Raw genomic sequence first — 15,445 nt, forward strand, 5'->3', positions numbered from 1 at the left:
TCACGGGATAGTCTAAGCCGCCCCCTCGCCCGTCGATGTCAGGTAGCCCCGCATGCCCCTCCTCCCCCCGCCCGAGGTTGCGCACGCCCGCAGCGGCGGCGGCCGGCACCGCATCGGCCGACGCTCCCCCCGCCTCGCCACCGCCGGCGCCGTGACCGCTTTGACCGCGGTCGTCGTGGCGGTCACCGTCACCACCGTGGGTGGGGACGATGCCCGGACCGGGGCGGCACAGGCGGTCTCTCGCGCCCCGTCGGGCACCTCCGCCGCCGAGACGGTTCCGGACGTCACGGCGGCCGCCGCACCCCAGGGCGCCACGCCCATGCCGGCGGCCGAGGAGTCATCGATCCTCGCCCGGCGCTCCACCACGGCCGACCGGGCCGACCGCTCCGCTCGCACCGTCTCGGCACCCCGGGCGATCTATCGCGCCCCTACGGGTCCGGCCACCATCACCGTCCCGGCGGCGATCGCTGCCCCGTCCACGCCGGCCGCCGCCCCGTCCACGCCGGCCGCCGCGCCGACGCGACCCGTTCCCCCGCAATGGGTCGGCCCGATGGGTGGCCCCTACCAGCTGACGTCCCGGTTTGGTCCCCGGTGGGGTGGCTTCCACCACGGCCTGGACTTCGCCGCTCCGGTCGGCACCCCCCTGCGCTCCCTGTCCGCCGGTGTCGTCACCGACGTCAAGACCGGTCACTCCGTGTACGGCACCTACATCGACGTGAAGTTCGCCGACGGGAGCCTTGGACGCTACGGCCACCTGAGCCGTGCGGACGTGGCGCTGGGTGCCAAGGTCGTGACCGGCCAGACGATCGGCCTGTCCGGCAACAGCGGCCGGTCCACCGGACCGCACCTGCACCTCGAGATCCACCCGCACGGCGACCCGCTGCTCACGGACGCCGCCGACCCCGAGGTCGAGCTGCGCAAGCGCAAGGTCGTCGTCTGAGCTCGCCCCGCGAGCGCCTCTGACAGACCCTCCCACCCACGCCGACCGGTCAGATACGGGCGAGCCCAGGCCCCAAGAACCGACCCGTCGCGCCCCGACCCCACCCCTACCGGACACCTCGGGGGGCGGGAGGGGGCGCTAGAGCTTCTCGAGCGGGGCGATCCCGAGCAGGAAGCGCTTGACGCCGGTGTCGCCGCCGAAGTCGACGGTGGCCATGGCCTTGGGGCCGACGCCCTCGACCCGGACGACCGAGCCGAGCCCGAACGAGTCGTGGTTGACGCGGTCGCCCGCGGACAGGGACGGCACCGGCTTGGCGGGCCCGCGCGACGGCCTCAGGCCGCCGAGCCGGGCCACGGTGGGGGCCGAGGAGCGACCCATCAGGGCGGACTCGGTGCGCTGCCAGTTCAAGAGCCCGTCGGGGATCTCGTCGAGGAAGCGTGACGCGGGGTTGTACTGCGGCTGCCCCCACGCGGAGCGGACGGCGGCGCGGGAGAGGTGCAGCCGCTCGCGAGCGCGTGTGATGCCGACGTACGCCAGGCGCCGCTCCTCCTCGAGCTCCTTGCTGTCGCCGAGGGCGCGGCTGTGCGGGAAGGTGCCGTCCTCCATGCCGGTGAGGAAGACGACGGGGAACTCCAGGCCCTTGGCGGTGTGCAGGGTCATCAGGGTGACCACGCCGGAGCCGTCGTCCTCGTCGGGGATCTCGTCGGAGTCGGCGACCAGCGACACCTGCTCGAGGAAGTCGTCTAGCCCGCCCTCGGGATAGGTCTCGTCGAACTCCCGTGCCACGGCGACCAGCTCGTTGAGGTTCTCGATGCGGGTCTCGTCCTGCGGGTCGTGGCTGGCCTGCAGCTCGGCGAGGTAGCCGGAGCGGTCCACGACCGCCTCGAGCAGCTCGCCGACGCCCCCTCCCCCGTCGCGCACCTGGCGCAGCGACTCCAGCAGCGCGGTGAACCCCTTGATGGCGGTGACCGAGCGGGTGGCGATGCCCGGGGCGTCCTCGGGGTGCCCGAGCGCCGCGACGAAGCTCGTGCGGTCGCGCTCGGCCAGCGCCGCGACGCACGCCTCGGCGCGGTCGCCGATGCCGCGCTTGGGGACGTTGAGGATGCGGCGCAAGTTGACGGTGTCCTCGGGGTTGGCGATGACGCGCAGGTAGGCCAGGGCGTCCTTGACCTCGCGCCGCTCGTAGAAGCGGGTGCCGCCGACCACCTTGTAGGGCAGGCCGACCCGCACGAACACCTCCTCCAGCGCCCGGGACTGGGCGTTGGTGCGGTAGAACACCGCGACGTCGCGCGGCTTGACCCCGTGCTCGTCGCCGAGGCGGTCGATGGACTGCGCGACGAAGGACGCCTCCTCGTGCTCGCTGTCTGCGACGTAGCCCACGATCGGCGCCCCGTCGCCCTGGTCGGACCACAGGGACTTCTCGCGGCGGTCGGGGTTCTTGGCGATGACGGCGTTGGCCGCCTGCAGGATCGTCTGGGTCGACCGGTAGTTCTGCTCCAGCAGGATCGTGCGCGCCTGCGGGTAGTCCTGCTCGAACTCGACGATGTTGCGGATCGTCGCCCCGCGGAAGGCGTAGATCGACTGGTCGGCGTCCCCCACCACGACCAGTTCGGCCATCGGCAGCTCGCCCTCGACCGTCGGACCGCCCGCCAGCTGCCGGACCAGCTCGTACTGCGCGTGGTTGGTGTCTTGGTACTCGTCGACCATGATGTGCCGGAACCGGCGGTGGTAGTGCTGCGCGATCTGCGGGAAGGCCTGCAGGATGTTGACCGTCGTCATGATCAGGTCGTCGAAGTCCATCGCGTTGGCCTGGCGCAGCCGCCGCTGGTAGTCGACATAGGCCTCACCGAGCAGCCGCTCCTGGTGGGTCGCGCTCTCCCCCAGGCGATCTCGGTAGGTCTCCTCGTCGACCAGCTCGTTCTTGAGGTTGGACACCTGGTGACTGAACGACCGCGGCGGGTAGCGCTTGGGGTCGAGATCCATGTCCCGCAGCACCATCGCCATCAGCCGCTGCGAGTCGGCGGCGTCGTAGATCGAGAAGCTCGAGCTCAGCCCCACGGCCTTGGCCTCGCGGCGCAGGATCTTGACGCAGGCCGAGTGGAAGGTCGACACCCACATCGCCTTGGCCCGCGGCCCGACGATCGCCTCGACGCGCTCGCGCATCTCGGCGGCCGCCTTGTTGGTGAAGGTGATCGCCATGATCTCGCCCGGCTGCACGCCGCGCGCCGCCAGGAGGTAGGCGATGCGCTGGGTCAGCACGCGCGTCTTGCCCGAGCCGGCACCCGCGACGATCAGCAGCGGCGCGCCCTCGTGCAGCACCGCCTCGCGCTGCTGGGGGTTGAGGCCCGCCACGATCTGCTCCGGGTCCCGCGAGGCGGCGAACCCGCCACGTGGCGCAGCCCCGCGCCCGGCGGGCGATCCGGCATACGACCCGTCGTCGGCCGGAGGAGCATCAGCGTCCGTCGGCGGGGGCACGTCGTCCGAGAGCGCCCAGGCGGGCAGGCCGGAGTCGTCCACCTCGCCGGAGGCCGCGGCCGGGCGCATCGCGGGGGTGGGCGGGGACAGGGGCAGGTCGTCGAAGAGGGATTCCATCGCGACAGCAAGACTAAGGCCGAGCAGTGACAGACCCCACCGCGACGGACGCCGTAGGCTGGCCCGGTGCTGACCATGCAAGACGCCCTCCGCATCCTGTCCGACTACTGGACCCAGCGGGGCTGCCTGACCGTGCAGCCCTTCAACACCGAGGTCGGAGCGGGGACCATGAACCCCGCCACCGTCCTGCGGGTCCTCGGACCGGAGCCCTGGGACGTCGCCTACGTCGAGCCGTCCGTGCGACCCGACGACAGCCGGTATGGCGAGAACCCCAACCGCCTGCAGACGCACACGCAGTTCCAGGTCATCCTCAAGCCCGAGCCCGGCGACCCGCAGGAGCTCTACCTCGGGTCCCTCGAGGCGCTCGGCATCGACCTGGCCGCCCACGACGTGCGCTTCGTCGAGGACAACTGGGCGCAGCCGGCCATCGGCGCGTGGGGCCTCGGCTGGGAGGTCTGGCTCGACGGCATGGAGATCACCCAGTTCACCTACTTCCAGCAGGTCGGCGGGCAGAACCTCGACCCCATCCCCGTCGAGCTCACCTATGGCGTCGAGCGCATCCTGATGGCCGTCCAGGGCGTGACCCACTTCAAGGAGATCGCCTACGCCCGCACGCCGGCCGGCGAGGTCATCACCTACGGCGAGGCCTTCGGGCAGTCCGAGTACGAGATGAGCCGCTACTACCTCGACGACGCGTCCGTCGAGACCAACCGCGCGCTCTACGACAGCTATGTCGCCGAGGCCACGCGCATGGTCGAGGCCCGCCTCCCGGTCCCGGCGCACTCCTACATCCTCAAGTCCTCGCACGCGTTCAACGTGCTCGACGCCCGCGGCGCCATCTCCACGACCGAGCGGGCGCGCGCCTTCGCCACGATGCGTCGGCTCATGCGCGACACCGCGGCCCTGTGGATCGAGCGTCGCGCCGAGCTGGGCCACCCGCTGATGCGGCCCCTCGAGGCCGCGGCGGACGCGCTGCCCACCGTGGACGAGTCCACGCTGCCGGCCGAGCCGCAGACCCTGGCGTTCGAGATCGGTGTCGAGGAGCTGCCGCCGCACGTCGTGCCCGCGACCATCGAGCAGGTCCGCGCCGCCCTCACCGAGCGCCTCGCGGCGACCCGGCTGGAGCACGGCGTCATACGGGTCGACGGCACCCCCCGGCGCATCGTCGCCGTCATCGAGTCCGTGGCCGCCCGGGAGCCGGACACCGAGCAGGTCCGCAAGGGCCCCAAATGGCAGGCCGCGTATGACGACGCGGGCCGACCCACCAAGGCGCTGGAGGGATTCGCCCGGGGGCAGAAGGTCTCGCTCGACCAGGTCCAGCGCCTGGAGGTCCAGGGCGCCGAGCACGCCTGCGTCGTGGTCGAGCAGCCCGGACGCAGCGTCATGGAGGTCCTGTCCCCCCTCCTCGCGGAGGTCGTCACGGGGCTGCGCGCCGAGAAGAACATGCGCTGGTCCGACCCCTCCCTGTCCTTCTCCCGCGCGATCCGCTGGCTGGTGGCGCTGTGGGGCGAGACCGTCGTGCCCGTCCAGGTGTCCGAGGTCGTCGCCGGGCGCGAGACCTACCTGCAGCGCACGACCGGTGGTGCCGAGCGCCAGGAGCGTCGCGACGGCGTCCTGCTGGGCCACGTCGACGTGCCCTCGTCCGACGAGCTCCTGCCCACCATCGCCCGCGGCGCCATCGTGCTGGACACCCAGGCGCGCCGCGCCGCCGTCGTCGAGCAGGCCGAGGCGCTGGCCACCCGCGCCGGCGGCCGCGTCGACGTAGCCGCCGAGGCGTCCCTGGTCGACCAGATCACCAACCTCGTCGAGGAGCCGCACGGCGTGCTCGGCGACTTCGACGAGCGCTACCTCGACCTGCCGGCGCAGATCCTGACGACGGTCATGCGCAAGCACCAGCGCTACCTGCCCGTGCTGGATGCCTCGGGGGACCTGCTGCCGCACTTCGTCACGATGGCCAACGGCCTGTGCGACGACGCCACCGTCAAGGCCGGCAACGAGTCGGTCATCCGGGCGCGCTACGAGGACGCCCTGTTCTTCTGGAACGCCGACCTGCAGACCGACTCCGTCGAGTCCTTCGTGCCCGGCCTGGACCAGCTGACCTTCGAGGACCGGCTCGGCTCCGTCGGGCAGCGCGCCCGCCGCATCGCCGACGTCGCCGGCGCCCTCGCCGACCAGGTCCGCCTCAGCGCCGCCGACCGCGAGACCCTCACGCGCGCAGGCGCTCTCGCCAAGTACGACCTCGCCACCCAGATGGTCACCGAGATGACCTCCCTGGCCGGCTTCGTCGCCCGCGAGTATGCCGTCCGCACCGGCGAGCCCCAGGCCGTCGCGGACGCGCTCTACGAGATGGAGCAGCCCAAGACCAGCGCCGACGCCCTGCCCGCGTCCGTGCCCGGCGCGCTGCTCGCCCTCGGCGACCGCTTCGACCTGCTCATGGCGATGTTCGCCATCGGCGCCAAGCCCACCGGCTCCTCCGACCCCTTCGGCCTGCGCCGCGCCGCCCTCGGAGTCGTGCGGATCCTGCGCGACCAGGGCTCGGTCGGCCAGGCGCTCGCAGCCCTGTCCATCCGCTCCGGGCTGGAGGCGGCCGCCGTGCGCCTGCGCTCCCAGGGCGTCGAAGTCGCCGACGCGTCGGTCGACGCCGCATTGGAGTTCACCGTCGGCCGCTATGCCCAGCTGCTGCGCGACGAGGGCACCTCCGTGCACCTCATCGACGCCGTCCTGCCCGGTGCCGCCACCCCCGGCGAGGCCACCACGGCGCTCGCCCAGGCCGAGGCTCTGCGCGGCGACGAGGGCTTCCGGTCCATCGTGGCGTCCCTGCAGCGCATCGGGCGGATCGTGCCTGAGGGCACCGCGGCGGCATACGACGCCTCCCGGCTCACCGAGCCGGCCGAGGTCGAGCTGCGCGAGGCCCTCGACGGCCTGCCCGAGGGGTCGAGCGCCGACCTCGAGACCTTCGCGGCGCAGGGCAAGGCGCTGGTCGACCCGGTGGCGCGGTTCTTCGACGACATCCTGGTGATGGCCGAGGACCCCGAGGTGCGGGCCGCGCGGCTCGGGCTGCTGGCCTCGGTCCGCGCCGCGGCGCCGCGGCAGGTGGACTGGGCCGCGCTGTCGACCGCCCTGGCCTGACCTCGCCCCTCCCCTCGCGATCTTTGGGAGGGTGGGCCGTATGCCGCAGCTGATCGCCCCGACCACCCGTCTGCACCGCTCCTGGCTGGAGTCGCTCGACGAGTGGGGGCCCGGCGTCCACCAGGACGGCGCCTCGCTCCCCCCACACGTCGAACCTCTCTGCCATGCCGACGGTTTCGCGGCGTGGGTTGAGCAGCTCCTGCTGCAGGCCGACCCGACCGCCGAGCGGCCGCACGGCTACGTGCCGGCGACCTCCTTGTGGGTCGTGGAGGGTGACGCCTACCTCGGCGCCATCCAGCTGCGGCACACGCTCAACCCGCACCTGATCGAGGTCGGCGGCCACGTGGGGTACGGCATACGGCCGTCTGCGCGCGGGCGTGGGCTGGCCACCTGGGCGCTCGCAGCGGTGCTCCCCCGAGCCCGGCGGCTCGACCTCGACAGCATCCTCGTGACCTGCGACGACACCAACCTGGCGTCGGCCGCGGTCATCGAGCGCAACGGGGGCGAGCTCGAGGACGTGCGCGAGCTGGCGCCCGGGGCGCGGACGCGGCGCTACTGGATCGCGCTCTGACGGGCCGCCGGTCCGAAGGCCGGTCGATGCCCCTACCCCCGGCGGGATCATCAGCCTGGCGAACGAAGGCCGGCTGATGCCCCTACCCCCGGCGGGATCATCAGCCTGGCGAACGAGGGCCGGTCGATGCCCCTACCCCCGGCGGGATCATCAGCCTGGCGAACGAAGCCCGGTCGATGCCCCTACCCCCGGTAGGGTTTGGTCATGACGAGCCTGACCGCCTCAGCCCTGATCGTCCCCAAGCACGGCGACTCCAGCGTGCTCCGCGTCGAGGAGCGCGAGGTCCCCGACCCCGGCCCGGGCCAGGCCCGCGTCCGGGTCGCAGCCAGCGGCGCCAACTTCATCGACACCTACCAGCGCGGCGGCGTCTACCCCGTCGAGACGCCGTTCGTGCTCGGCATGGAGGGCGCCGGGACCGTCGAGTCCGTCGGGGAGGGAGTCACCGAGGTCGCGGCCGGTGACCGGGTCGCCTGGGCGATGCAGCTGGGCAGCGCCACCACCGTTGCCACCCTTCCGGCCGCGAGCCTCGTGCCCGTGCCCGACGACGTCGACCTCGACGTGGCCGCTGCCGCGATGCTGCAGGCCATGACCGCTCACTTCCTGGTCAACGACACCTACCCCTGCACCGCCGAGACGATCGCGCTGGTCCACGCGGCGGCGGGTGGCGTGGGCCAGCTGCTCGTGCAGCTGCTCAAGGCCAAGGGCGCCACCGTCGTTGCCACCGCGGGGAGCGCGGACAAGCTCGCCGTCGCGCGCGAGCGCGGCGCCGACCACGTCATCAACTACCGCGAGCACGACACCGGCGACAGCCTCGCGCACGCCGTCACCGAGGCGGCGGGGCGGGGGGTCGACGTGGCCTACGACGGGGTCGGTCAGGCCACCTTCGACGCGTCGCTGGCGAGCCTGCGACCCCGCGGCCTGCTCGTCCTCTTCGGCGCCGCCAGCGGGCCTGTGCCGCCGGTCGACCCGCAGCGGCTCAACCAGGGCGGCTCGCTCTACCTCACCCGGCCGAGCCTTGGTCACTACATCGCCGGTCGCGAGGAGCTGCTGGCCCGCGCCGGCGAGGTGCTCGGCCTGATCGCCGACGGGTCCCTCGAGATCGCGATCGACTCCCGGCACCCGCTCGCCGATGCCCGGGCCGCCTACGACGCCCTCGAGGGCCGCGGGACGTCGGGCAAGGTGCTCCTCATCCCGTGACCCGACCCCTCATCCGGCCCGCCACCGTCGACGACATCCCGGCCCTGCACCGTCTCGTCCGCGACCTCGCGACCTACGAGCGCGAGCCGGACGCCGTCACCGCCACGCCCGAGGACCTGCGCATCGCCCTCTTCCCCAGATCCGCCGACCCGGCCGTCCACGCGGACGTGGCCGAGGTCCACGGCGACGTGGTGGGGATGGCCGTGTGGTTCCTGACCTTCTCCACCTGGACCGGGCAGCACGGCATCTGGCTGGAGGACCTCTACGTCGAGCCGGAGCACCGCGGCCGTGGGCTGGGCCGCCGGCTCCTGGAGGGCCTGGCCGCCCGCGCCGTCGAGCGTGGCGGCACCCGCGTCGAGTGGACCGTCCTGGACTGGAACGCCCCCGCCATCCGCTTCTACCGCTCTCTTGGCGCCGAGCCGCTCGAGCAGTGGCGCACCCAGCGGCTGCACGGCGACGCCCTCGCCCGGGTGGCCCGCCGGGCCCGGGAAGCCTCGGAAGTCTCGGAGATCTCGGAGATCTCGGAGATTTCCGAGGCCGGCTCGTGAGCCTCGACCAGCTGCTCCTGTCGATCCCGCCGCTCGCGGTGTACCTCGTCGTCGCCCTCGTCGTCATGGTCGAGTCCATGGGGGTCCCCCTCCCCGGCGAGGTCACCCTCGTCGCGGCCGCGATCCTCTCGTCCCGCCACCAGCTCGACGTCAGCCATCTGTGGGTCGCCGTCGCCGGCACGGCCGGTGCCGTCGTGGGCGACTCGATCGGCTACGGCGTCGGTCACCACGTCGGGCGCCGGCTGCTGGTCTGGCTGCGGCACCGGTTCTCGCGGCACTTCGGTGCCAAGGAGATCGCCTACGCCGAGGCCGTCTTCACCCGGCACGGGGTGTGGGCGGTGTTCTTCGGCCGCTTCGTGGCGCTCCTGCGGATCTTTGCCGGTCCGCTGTCGGGCGTCCTGCGCCTGCCCTACCACCGCTTCCTGCCGGCCAACGCCCTGGGCGGCGCGACGTGGGCCTTCGCCACGACCTACGGCATCTACGTCCTCGGCACGGTCGCCGAGCAATGGCTCAAGGCCTTCGCCTGGGCCGGGCTCGCCGCCTTCGTGGTCGGCAGTCTGCTCGCCTCGACGCTGCTCGGTCGCCGCGTGCGTCGCGCCGTGGACCACTTCGCGGAGCACCACCCGAAGGCCGTGGCGGCCGTGGAGGCCGAGGGCTGAGCCGGGCCGCGTGACCGGCGGCCGGGCTAAGATCCCGACCCAGTATGACGGACGGCCCGGCCTCCTCGCAGATCACCGCGAGGAGGCCGGGCCGTCGGCATACGGGCCGTGACCGGGACGGGTCACCCGGTCCGATCAGTGGGGCAGGGTGTAGGCCACGACCAGGTTGACCACGACGAGGGCGGCGGCCGCGTGCAGCAGGGCCGGCGCGGCGACGCCACGGCGACCCCGAGCGTGCGAGATCTCGGTGAGCGCGAGGACGCCCAGCATCACCAGCAGCTTGATGCCGATGAACATGTGGGGTGCGTCGCCCTCCATCTCCTCGAGGACGACGAGCGCCAGCCCGGAGAGGAGCTGCAGGCGGGCGCCCCAGGCCATGAGCTTCGTGGCGGCGCCGGGCTCGATGCTCTGGACGTAGCCGAAGACGAGCACGGCGAGCGTGAGGTAGTGCAGGACGAGGAAGGCGATGGTCATGACGCGGAGTCTACGGCGACACCTCACCCGACGAGGACGCCCAGCAGCGAGCCCAGCATCAGCGGCGGCCCGAGGGCCAGGTGGTCCCGCCGGCCCGCCCGGCGCGTCACGAGCAGGGCGGCAGCGGCCACCCCGCCCAGCGCGAAGCCCGCCCACAGCCCCAGCAGCACCTGCGACCAGCCGAGCTGGGCGAGCACCGCCGCCAGCAGGCCGGCGAGCTTGACGTCCCCGAGCCCGAGACCCTGGCGCGGGGCGGTCAGCCAGAGCAGCGCGCCCACCGCGAGCACGACCGCGCACGCCGCCACGGACCGCAGCAGCGACGCACCGTCACCGGTGATCACGGCGACGGCCGACAGCGCGACGGCCAGGACGGGATACAGGGGCAGCTGCACCGCGTCGGGGAGCCGATGGACGTCCAGGTCGATCGCGGCGAGCGCCACCATGAGCCAGGCGAGGGGCACGACCACGACCGCGAGCGGGGCACGGTCGTGCGCGCACAGCTGCCACCACGCGAGGGCCGGCAGCACCGCGGCGACGGGCCGCACCCAACGAGGAGCTCCCCGCCGCCGGACCACGTCCCCGTCACGCCGGTAGGCGCCCGACGCGAGCCAGCCGCGCAGGTAGTGCCCCACGGTCAGGCCCAGCAGCGCGACGACCACGCTCGTGGCCCACGGCATCGCACCCTCCCCACCTCGACGGTCACGCCTCCTGACGTCCGCCTCACGCTAGGCCAGCTGCTCACCGGCCTGCGTCGCGTCGTCCACAGGCGGTTTCGCCGTTACCCCGTGGGCGTCGACGGCGTCTCGTTATCCTGGAGCGGATGCCCCCACGCCAGGTCCAGCCCGTCCCGTCCCCTCCCCGGAGGTCGTCCCCCGTGCCGCCGTCCTCCCGTCGCCGCATCATGCTGGTCGAGCTCCCGCCGGCGGGCGGCCTCTTCCAGTTCGCCGTGCAGCTGGGCGAGGGCCTGGCTCGACGCGGGCAGTCGGTGCGCGTCGTGACCGGCCCCTCCCCCGAGCTGGCCTCCCGCGAGCAGGGCTGCACGGTCGAGCCCATCCTGCCGACCTGGCACCCCACCGCCGGCGCCGACGTCCCCGAGCTGTGGCGCAAGGCGCGCCGCGTCGTCCGGGCCGGGCAGCACCACGCCGCGTGGGTGCGTCTCCTGCTCGAGATCCGTCGCAGCCGCCCCGACCTGGTCCTCTGGTCCGCGTGGCGCTTCCCCGTCGACGGGTGGGGCGTCGTCGCGGCCCGCCGCCTCGCGCCGTGGGCAACCCTCGGCATCGTGGCGCACGAGCCCCGCCCGCTGGTCGAGCAACCCGGCCAGGACGGGCTCTACAACGACAGCGGCCCCACCTACCAAGCCCTGCGCGCGGCCTACGGCACCGTCGACGTCGTGTACGTCCTCGGCGAGCGCGCCCGCCAGGTGATCCTCGAGACCTGGCCCGTCACCGGCCCGGTCCACGTCATCCCGCACGGCGACGAGGACGTCTTTCGCACCGGCGCACCGACCAGCGCCGGCTCGACCGCCCCTCACCTGGTGTTCTTCGGCACCGTGACCGGCTACAAGGGCCTCGACGACGTCCTCGCGGTCTGGCCGCGGGTGCGCGAGCAGGTCCCCGACGCGACCTTCACCATCGCCGGGTCGATCAGCGCCGACGTCGACGCCGACGCCCTGCGCCGACGCGTGGCCGCCCTCCCCGGCGTGGAGCTGCGCGACGGCTACGTCGCCGTCGAGGACGTCCCGGGGATCCTGGCGCGGGCGCGGGCGGTGGTCCTCCCCTACCGCCGGGCCAGCCAGAGCGGCGTCGCGCACCTCGCGCACACCTTCGCGCGCCCGGCGGTCGCGACGGCGGTGGGCGACATACCGGCCGTGGTCCAGGACGGTCGGACCGGCGTCGTCGTCCCGCCCGACGACCCCGACCGGCTCGCCGACGGCATCGTCACCCTGCTGCGCGACCCCGACCTCGCGGCCCGGTTGGGCGACGCGGGCCGGGCCGGCCTCGCGAGCGGCGCCTCGTGGGACGACGTCGCCGCCGCCCTGCTCGACGGCCTCCCGGACGCCCCATGAGCGAGCACGTCACCGACGAGCACCACCCGCCGCCAGAGGAGGAGGCGCGCTCCACGCCCACCGGTCGCGTCGGCACCAGCACGGTCTGGAACGTCCTGCAGTACGGCGGCAGCAAGCTCGTCACCTTCGTCTCCACCGTCGTCCTCGCGCGTCTGCTGGCCCCGGAGGCCTTCGGCCTCGTGGCCCTGGCGCTGCTCGCCATCAACATCTTCGACCGGCTCAAGGACCTCGGGGTCGGCACGGCGCTCGTGCAGCACTCCGGGTCGTGGCGCCGGATCGCGCCCACCGGGGCCACGCTCACGCTGGTCCTCGCGCTGGGGTTCGGCCTCCTGTGCCTCGTCACCGCCCCGTGGCTCGCCGCCCTGCTCGGCAACGACGCCCTGGTCCCGCTGATCCAGGCCCTGTCGGTGTCCATGCTGCTGCAGGGCCTCGCCGTCTTTCCCGACGCCGCCCTGCGCCGCCACCTGGCGTTCAAGGAGCGCACGCTCCCCGAGCTCGGCGGCGCCGTGGTCAAGGCCATCGTCTCGATCGGGATGGCGCTGGCCGGGGCCGGGGCGTGGAGCCTGGTCTGGGGCCAGGTCGCGGCGACCGCGACGATGGCCGTCCTCTACTGGCTCGTCTACCTGCACCTGACCGGTCGGGCCCGTGTGCCGGGCGCGGAGCTCACCGCGTCTCCGCTCGCCGAGCCGGCGGACCGCCACCTCGGCTGGGACCGCCCGGTGGCCGGCGAGCTGCTCCGCTTCGGCGGGTCGTTGTCGCTGCTGGCGCTGCTGGCCCTGGTCATCGACAACCTCGACTACTTCAGCATCGGTCGGCGTCTCGGCGAGACCGAGCTGGGCTATTACACGATGGCCTTCCGGCTGCCCGAGCTCGTCGTCATCGGGGTGTGCATCGTCATCGGCCAGGTGCTGTTCAGCTCGTTCTCGCGGCTGCAGGACGACCGGGACGCGCTGCGCGAGCACTACCTGCGCGCCATCGCCGCCGTCGCCACCCTCACCGTGCCCGCCGGGCTCGGCCTGGCCGCCGCCGCCGGTCCCGTCGTCGACACGGTGTTCGGCGAGCAGTACGCCCCCTCCGAGCCGATCCTCGTCGTGCTCGGCTGCTACTCCGCGGTCTACGCGCTGGGCTTCCACTCCGGCGAGGTCTACAAGGCCACGGGGCACGCGGGCCTGCTCAACCGGCTGGCGATCGCCCAGGTCGCCGTCTTCGCGCCGGTCCTGTGGCTGGCCGCCGGGCGGTCGACCCTCGCGGTGGCCGTGGCCTTCCTCGCGTGCCACGTCGCGTTCACCCTGCTGCGCTTCGTCGTCACCGACCGCGTCATCGGCATCCCCCTCGGGGCCCAGCTGCGGGCCGTGGCCCCGGCCACCGTGAGCGCTCTGGTCATGGCGGGGGTGGTCACGCTGGTCGACCGGCTGGTCCCGCTGCCGCAACCCTTCGTCCTGCTCGTCCTCGAGGTGCTGGTCGGCGCGGTCGTCTACGTCGGCGCCCTCGCCCTCCTGGACCGTCAGGCCCTGCCCCGCGTCACCCGCATGCTGCGACCCGGAGGTGCCTCGTGAGAGTGCTGCACGTCCTCGACTCCTTCAGCTTCGGCGGGGCGGAGAACCTCGTCGTCGAGCTGGCCCGGCACGCCGCCGCCGACCCGGGCGCCGACCTGGACCTGGCGGTGGCCAGCCTCGGTCCGCGCGGGCGCGAGGGCAAGGACGCCATGCTCGGTCGCCTCCAGGCCGTGGGGCTCGCGCCGACCTACCTCGGGGTGCGCCGCCTGCTGGACCCGCTCGGCGTGCTGCGGCTGGCCCGGACCCTGCGCGCCGGCAGCGCCGAGGTCGTCCACGCCCACCTCGGCTACTCCGCGACGCTCGTGCCGCTCGCCGCCCGCCTGGCCGGGGTCCCCTGCGTCGCGACGCTGCACCTCGAGCCGCAGCTCGGGTCCCGCGCCGACCGGGTCAAGGAGGCCCTCTCGGTCCTCGTCCCCGCCCGCCTCGGCCGCCTCGTCCTCGTCTCCCAGGCGGCGTATGACGGCTACGCCCGCCACTACGGCCCGGCCACGGCCAGCTGGCGGTGCATCCCCAACGGCATCGACGTGGACCGCTGGACCACCGCACGGCGACGGCTCCCCCAGGACGTGCCGGTCCCCGACGGGGCGCCGGTCTGGGCGGTCGTCGCGGCCCTGCGCGAGCCCAAGGGTCACGTGCCGCTGGTCCAGGCCTGGGCCCGGGTCGTCGAGGACCATCCCGACGCCCACCTGCTCGTCGTGGGCGAGGGCCCGCACCGGTCGGCGCTCGAGATGCGCGTCCACGAGCTCGGGCTCGGGCGTCGCGTCCACCTGCTCGGACGTCGCGAGGACGTGCCGGACCTGCTGGCCGGGGTCGACGGGGTCGTCTCCGCGTCCTTCACGGAGGCGCTGCCCACCGCCCTCGTGGAGGCCGCCGCCTGCGGGCTCCCCGTGGTCGCCACCGACGCCGGCGGCACCCGCGACGTCGTCCTCGACGGCGTCACCGGCCGCGTCGTACCGGTGGGTGACGTGACCGCGCTCGCAACCGAGCTGTCCCGGCTGCTGTCCGACCCGCGCACCCGCGCCGCCTACGGCGCGGCCGCGCGCCGCCGCGCGGAGCAGGTCTTCTCCATGCAGGCCTGGACCCGCGCCCTGCACGACCTCTACGCCGAGCTCGTCGTCCCGTCCGGCACGGACCCCAAGGAGACCGCATGACCACCGACACCCCCAACGGCCGCGGGATCGGACGCCTGCTGCCCGCCGTCGTCGCGGGCCTGGTCGCCGCCCTTCTGGTGGGTGGCTTCCTGCTGTCGCGGCCGCGCACCTACACCTCCACGATGGACGTGGTCGTCGTGCCGCAGAAGGTCGCCAGCGCCAACGACAGCGCCGCGCTCTTCGACAGCCTGAGCCGCGGCCAGGTCATCGCCACCGCCGCCGAGATGTACTCCCAGGAGCGGTGGCTCCCCGACGGCTCGACGGTCGAGGTCACCGCGGGCAACGTGGCGCCGAGCGCCGTCGTCACCGTCCGGTCCGCGGGCAGCGACGCCGGCCAGGTGACGTCCGCGCTGGAGCGGGTCGTGTCCACCGCAACCCCCGAGATCGGCAAGGTGCTTGCGCCCTACACCGTCACCCCCCTCAGCACCGAGCCCTCGACTCCCGAGGCGGGGGGCTTGTCCACACCGCTCAAGCTCGTGCTGGCGCTGCTCGCCGGGCTGCTGACCGCCATCCTCGCGGCGGGGGCCGGCTCGACCCTCGACCGACGGAGGTCGCGATGACGA

At 73.7% G+C, this 15,445-nt stretch carries 13 protein-coding genes; 10 read left to right on the forward strand and 3 right to left on the reverse strand.

The window, feature by feature from the left end; translation table 11 throughout:
• The first annotated feature begins 52 nt into the window (after positions 1-52).
• Positions 53-940, forward strand: a complete 888-nt coding sequence (locus tag GGG17_RS07965; RefSeq protein ID WP_154593206.1) for a M23 family metallopeptidase — start codon at positions 53-55, stop codon at positions 938-940.
• A 138-nt stretch (positions 941-1,078) separates the two neighbouring features.
• On the opposite strand, the gene pcrA is transcribed toward GGG17_RS07965, so the two are convergent.
• Positions 1,079-3,532, reverse strand: coding sequence for a DNA helicase PcrA (pcrA, locus tag GGG17_RS07970; RefSeq protein ID WP_230082811.1), 2,454 nt, complete (start codon positions 3,530-3,532; stop codon positions 1,079-1,081).
• A 75-nt stretch (positions 3,533-3,607) separates the two neighbouring features.
• Between pcrA and GGG17_RS07975 the strand changes: the two genes are divergently transcribed.
• From GGG17_RS07975 to GGG17_RS07995, 5 genes are all read left to right on the forward strand, one after another.
• Entirely contained in the window at positions 3,608-6,661 is a 3,054-nt protein-coding gene (locus GGG17_RS07975) for a glycine--tRNA ligase (RefSeq protein WP_154593321.1), read from the forward strand.
• A gap of 40 nt (positions 6,662-6,701) precedes the next feature.
• On the forward strand, positions 6,702-7,232 hold the full coding sequence (locus GGG17_RS07980) for a GNAT family N-acetyltransferase (RefSeq protein ID WP_154593207.1): 531 nt from the start codon (positions 6,702-6,704) through the stop codon (positions 7,230-7,232).
• 204 nt (positions 7,233-7,436) lie between these two features.
• Positions 7,437-8,429, forward strand: a complete 993-nt coding sequence (locus tag GGG17_RS07985; RefSeq protein WP_154593208.1) for a quinone oxidoreductase family protein — start codon at positions 7,437-7,439, stop codon at positions 8,427-8,429.
• Positions 8,426-8,977: a GNAT family N-acetyltransferase gene (locus tag GGG17_RS07990; RefSeq protein WP_311966519.1), complete on the forward strand. Its 552-nt coding sequence runs from the start codon at positions 8,426-8,428 to the stop codon at positions 8,975-8,977. The genes GGG17_RS07985 and GGG17_RS07990 overlap by 4 nt, the downstream gene beginning before the upstream one ends.
• Positions 8,974-9,636, forward strand: a complete 663-nt coding sequence (locus GGG17_RS07995; protein WP_311966520.1) for a DedA family protein — start codon at positions 8,974-8,976, stop codon at positions 9,634-9,636. The genes GGG17_RS07990 and GGG17_RS07995 overlap by 4 nt, the downstream gene beginning before the upstream one ends.
• Positions 9,637-9,771: 135 nt before the next feature.
• On the opposite strand, the gene GGG17_RS08000 is transcribed toward GGG17_RS07995, so the two are convergent.
• A complete protein-coding gene (locus GGG17_RS08000; protein WP_154593209.1) occupies positions 9,772-10,110 on the reverse strand; it encodes a hypothetical protein in 339 nt (112 codons plus the stop codon).
• 23 nt (positions 10,111-10,133) lie between these two features.
• Entirely contained in the window at positions 10,134-10,787 is a 654-nt protein-coding gene (locus GGG17_RS08005; RefSeq protein ID WP_154593210.1) for a prepilin peptidase, read from the reverse strand.
• A gap of 197 nt (positions 10,788-10,984) precedes the next feature.
• On the opposite strand from GGG17_RS08005, the gene GGG17_RS08010 reads away from it, so the two are divergent.
• The 4 genes from GGG17_RS08010 to GGG17_RS08025 are packed head-to-tail and all read left to right on the forward strand — an operon-like array spanning position 10,985 to position 15,442.
• Positions 10,985-12,175 carry a glycosyltransferase family 4 protein gene (locus tag GGG17_RS08010; protein ID WP_288799402.1) on the forward strand — a complete coding sequence of 397 codons (1,191 nt, stop codon included), beginning with the start codon at positions 10,985-10,987 and terminating at the stop codon, positions 12,173-12,175.
• A complete protein-coding gene (locus tag GGG17_RS08015; protein WP_154593212.1) occupies positions 12,172-13,731 on the forward strand; it encodes a lipopolysaccharide biosynthesis protein in 1,560 nt (519 codons plus the stop codon). Before GGG17_RS08010 ends, GGG17_RS08015 begins: the two co-directional genes overlap by 4 nt.
• Positions 13,728-14,882, forward strand: a complete 1,155-nt coding sequence (locus GGG17_RS08020) for a glycosyltransferase (RefSeq protein WP_311966521.1) — start codon at positions 13,728-13,730, stop codon at positions 14,880-14,882. Before GGG17_RS08015 ends, GGG17_RS08020 begins: the two co-directional genes overlap by 4 nt.
• On the forward strand, positions 14,879-15,442 hold the full coding sequence (locus GGG17_RS08025; RefSeq protein WP_154593213.1) for a hypothetical protein: 564 nt from the start codon (positions 14,879-14,881) through the stop codon (positions 15,440-15,442). The genes GGG17_RS08020 and GGG17_RS08025 overlap by 4 nt, the downstream gene beginning before the upstream one ends.
• Positions 15,443-15,445: the final 3 nt, after the last annotated feature.

Source organism: Arsenicicoccus cauae (genome assembly GCF_009707125.1).
Lineage (GTDB): Bacteria > Actinomycetota > Actinomycetes > Actinomycetales > Dermatophilaceae > Arsenicicoccus > Arsenicicoccus cauae.

Excerpts from the sequence above, each read along its gene's own strand:
- GGG17_RS07980 (WP_154593207.1), top strand. The coding sequence starts at position 6,702 with ATGCCGCAGCTGATCGCCCCGACCACCCGTCTGCACCGCTCCTGGCTG.
- pcrA (WP_230082811.1), bottom strand. The coding sequence starts at position 3,532 with ATGGAATCCCTCTTCGACGACCTGCCCCTGTCCCCGCCCACCCCCGCG.
- GGG17_RS08000 (WP_154593209.1), bottom strand. The coding sequence starts at position 10,110 with ATGACCATCGCCTTCCTCGTCCTGCACTACCTCACGCTCGCCGTGCTC.
- GGG17_RS08005 (WP_154593210.1), bottom strand. The coding sequence starts at position 10,787 with ATGCCGTGGGCCACGAGCGTGGTCGTCGCGCTGCTGGGCCTGACCGTG.
- GGG17_RS07985 (WP_154593208.1), top strand. The coding sequence starts at position 7,437 with ATGACGAGCCTGACCGCCTCAGCCCTGATCGTCCCCAAGCACGGCGAC.
- GGG17_RS07965 (WP_154593206.1), top strand. The coding sequence starts at position 53 with ATGCCCCTCCTCCCCCCGCCCGAGGTTGCGCACGCCCGCAGCGGCGGC.
- GGG17_RS08025 (WP_154593213.1), top strand. The coding sequence starts at position 14,879 with ATGACCACCGACACCCCCAACGGCCGCGGGATCGGACGCCTGCTGCCC.
- GGG17_RS07975 (WP_154593321.1), top strand. The coding sequence starts at position 3,608 with ATGCAAGACGCCCTCCGCATCCTGTCCGACTACTGGACCCAGCGGGGC.
- GGG17_RS08015 (WP_154593212.1), top strand. The coding sequence starts at position 12,172 with ATGAGCGAGCACGTCACCGACGAGCACCACCCGCCGCCAGAGGAGGAG.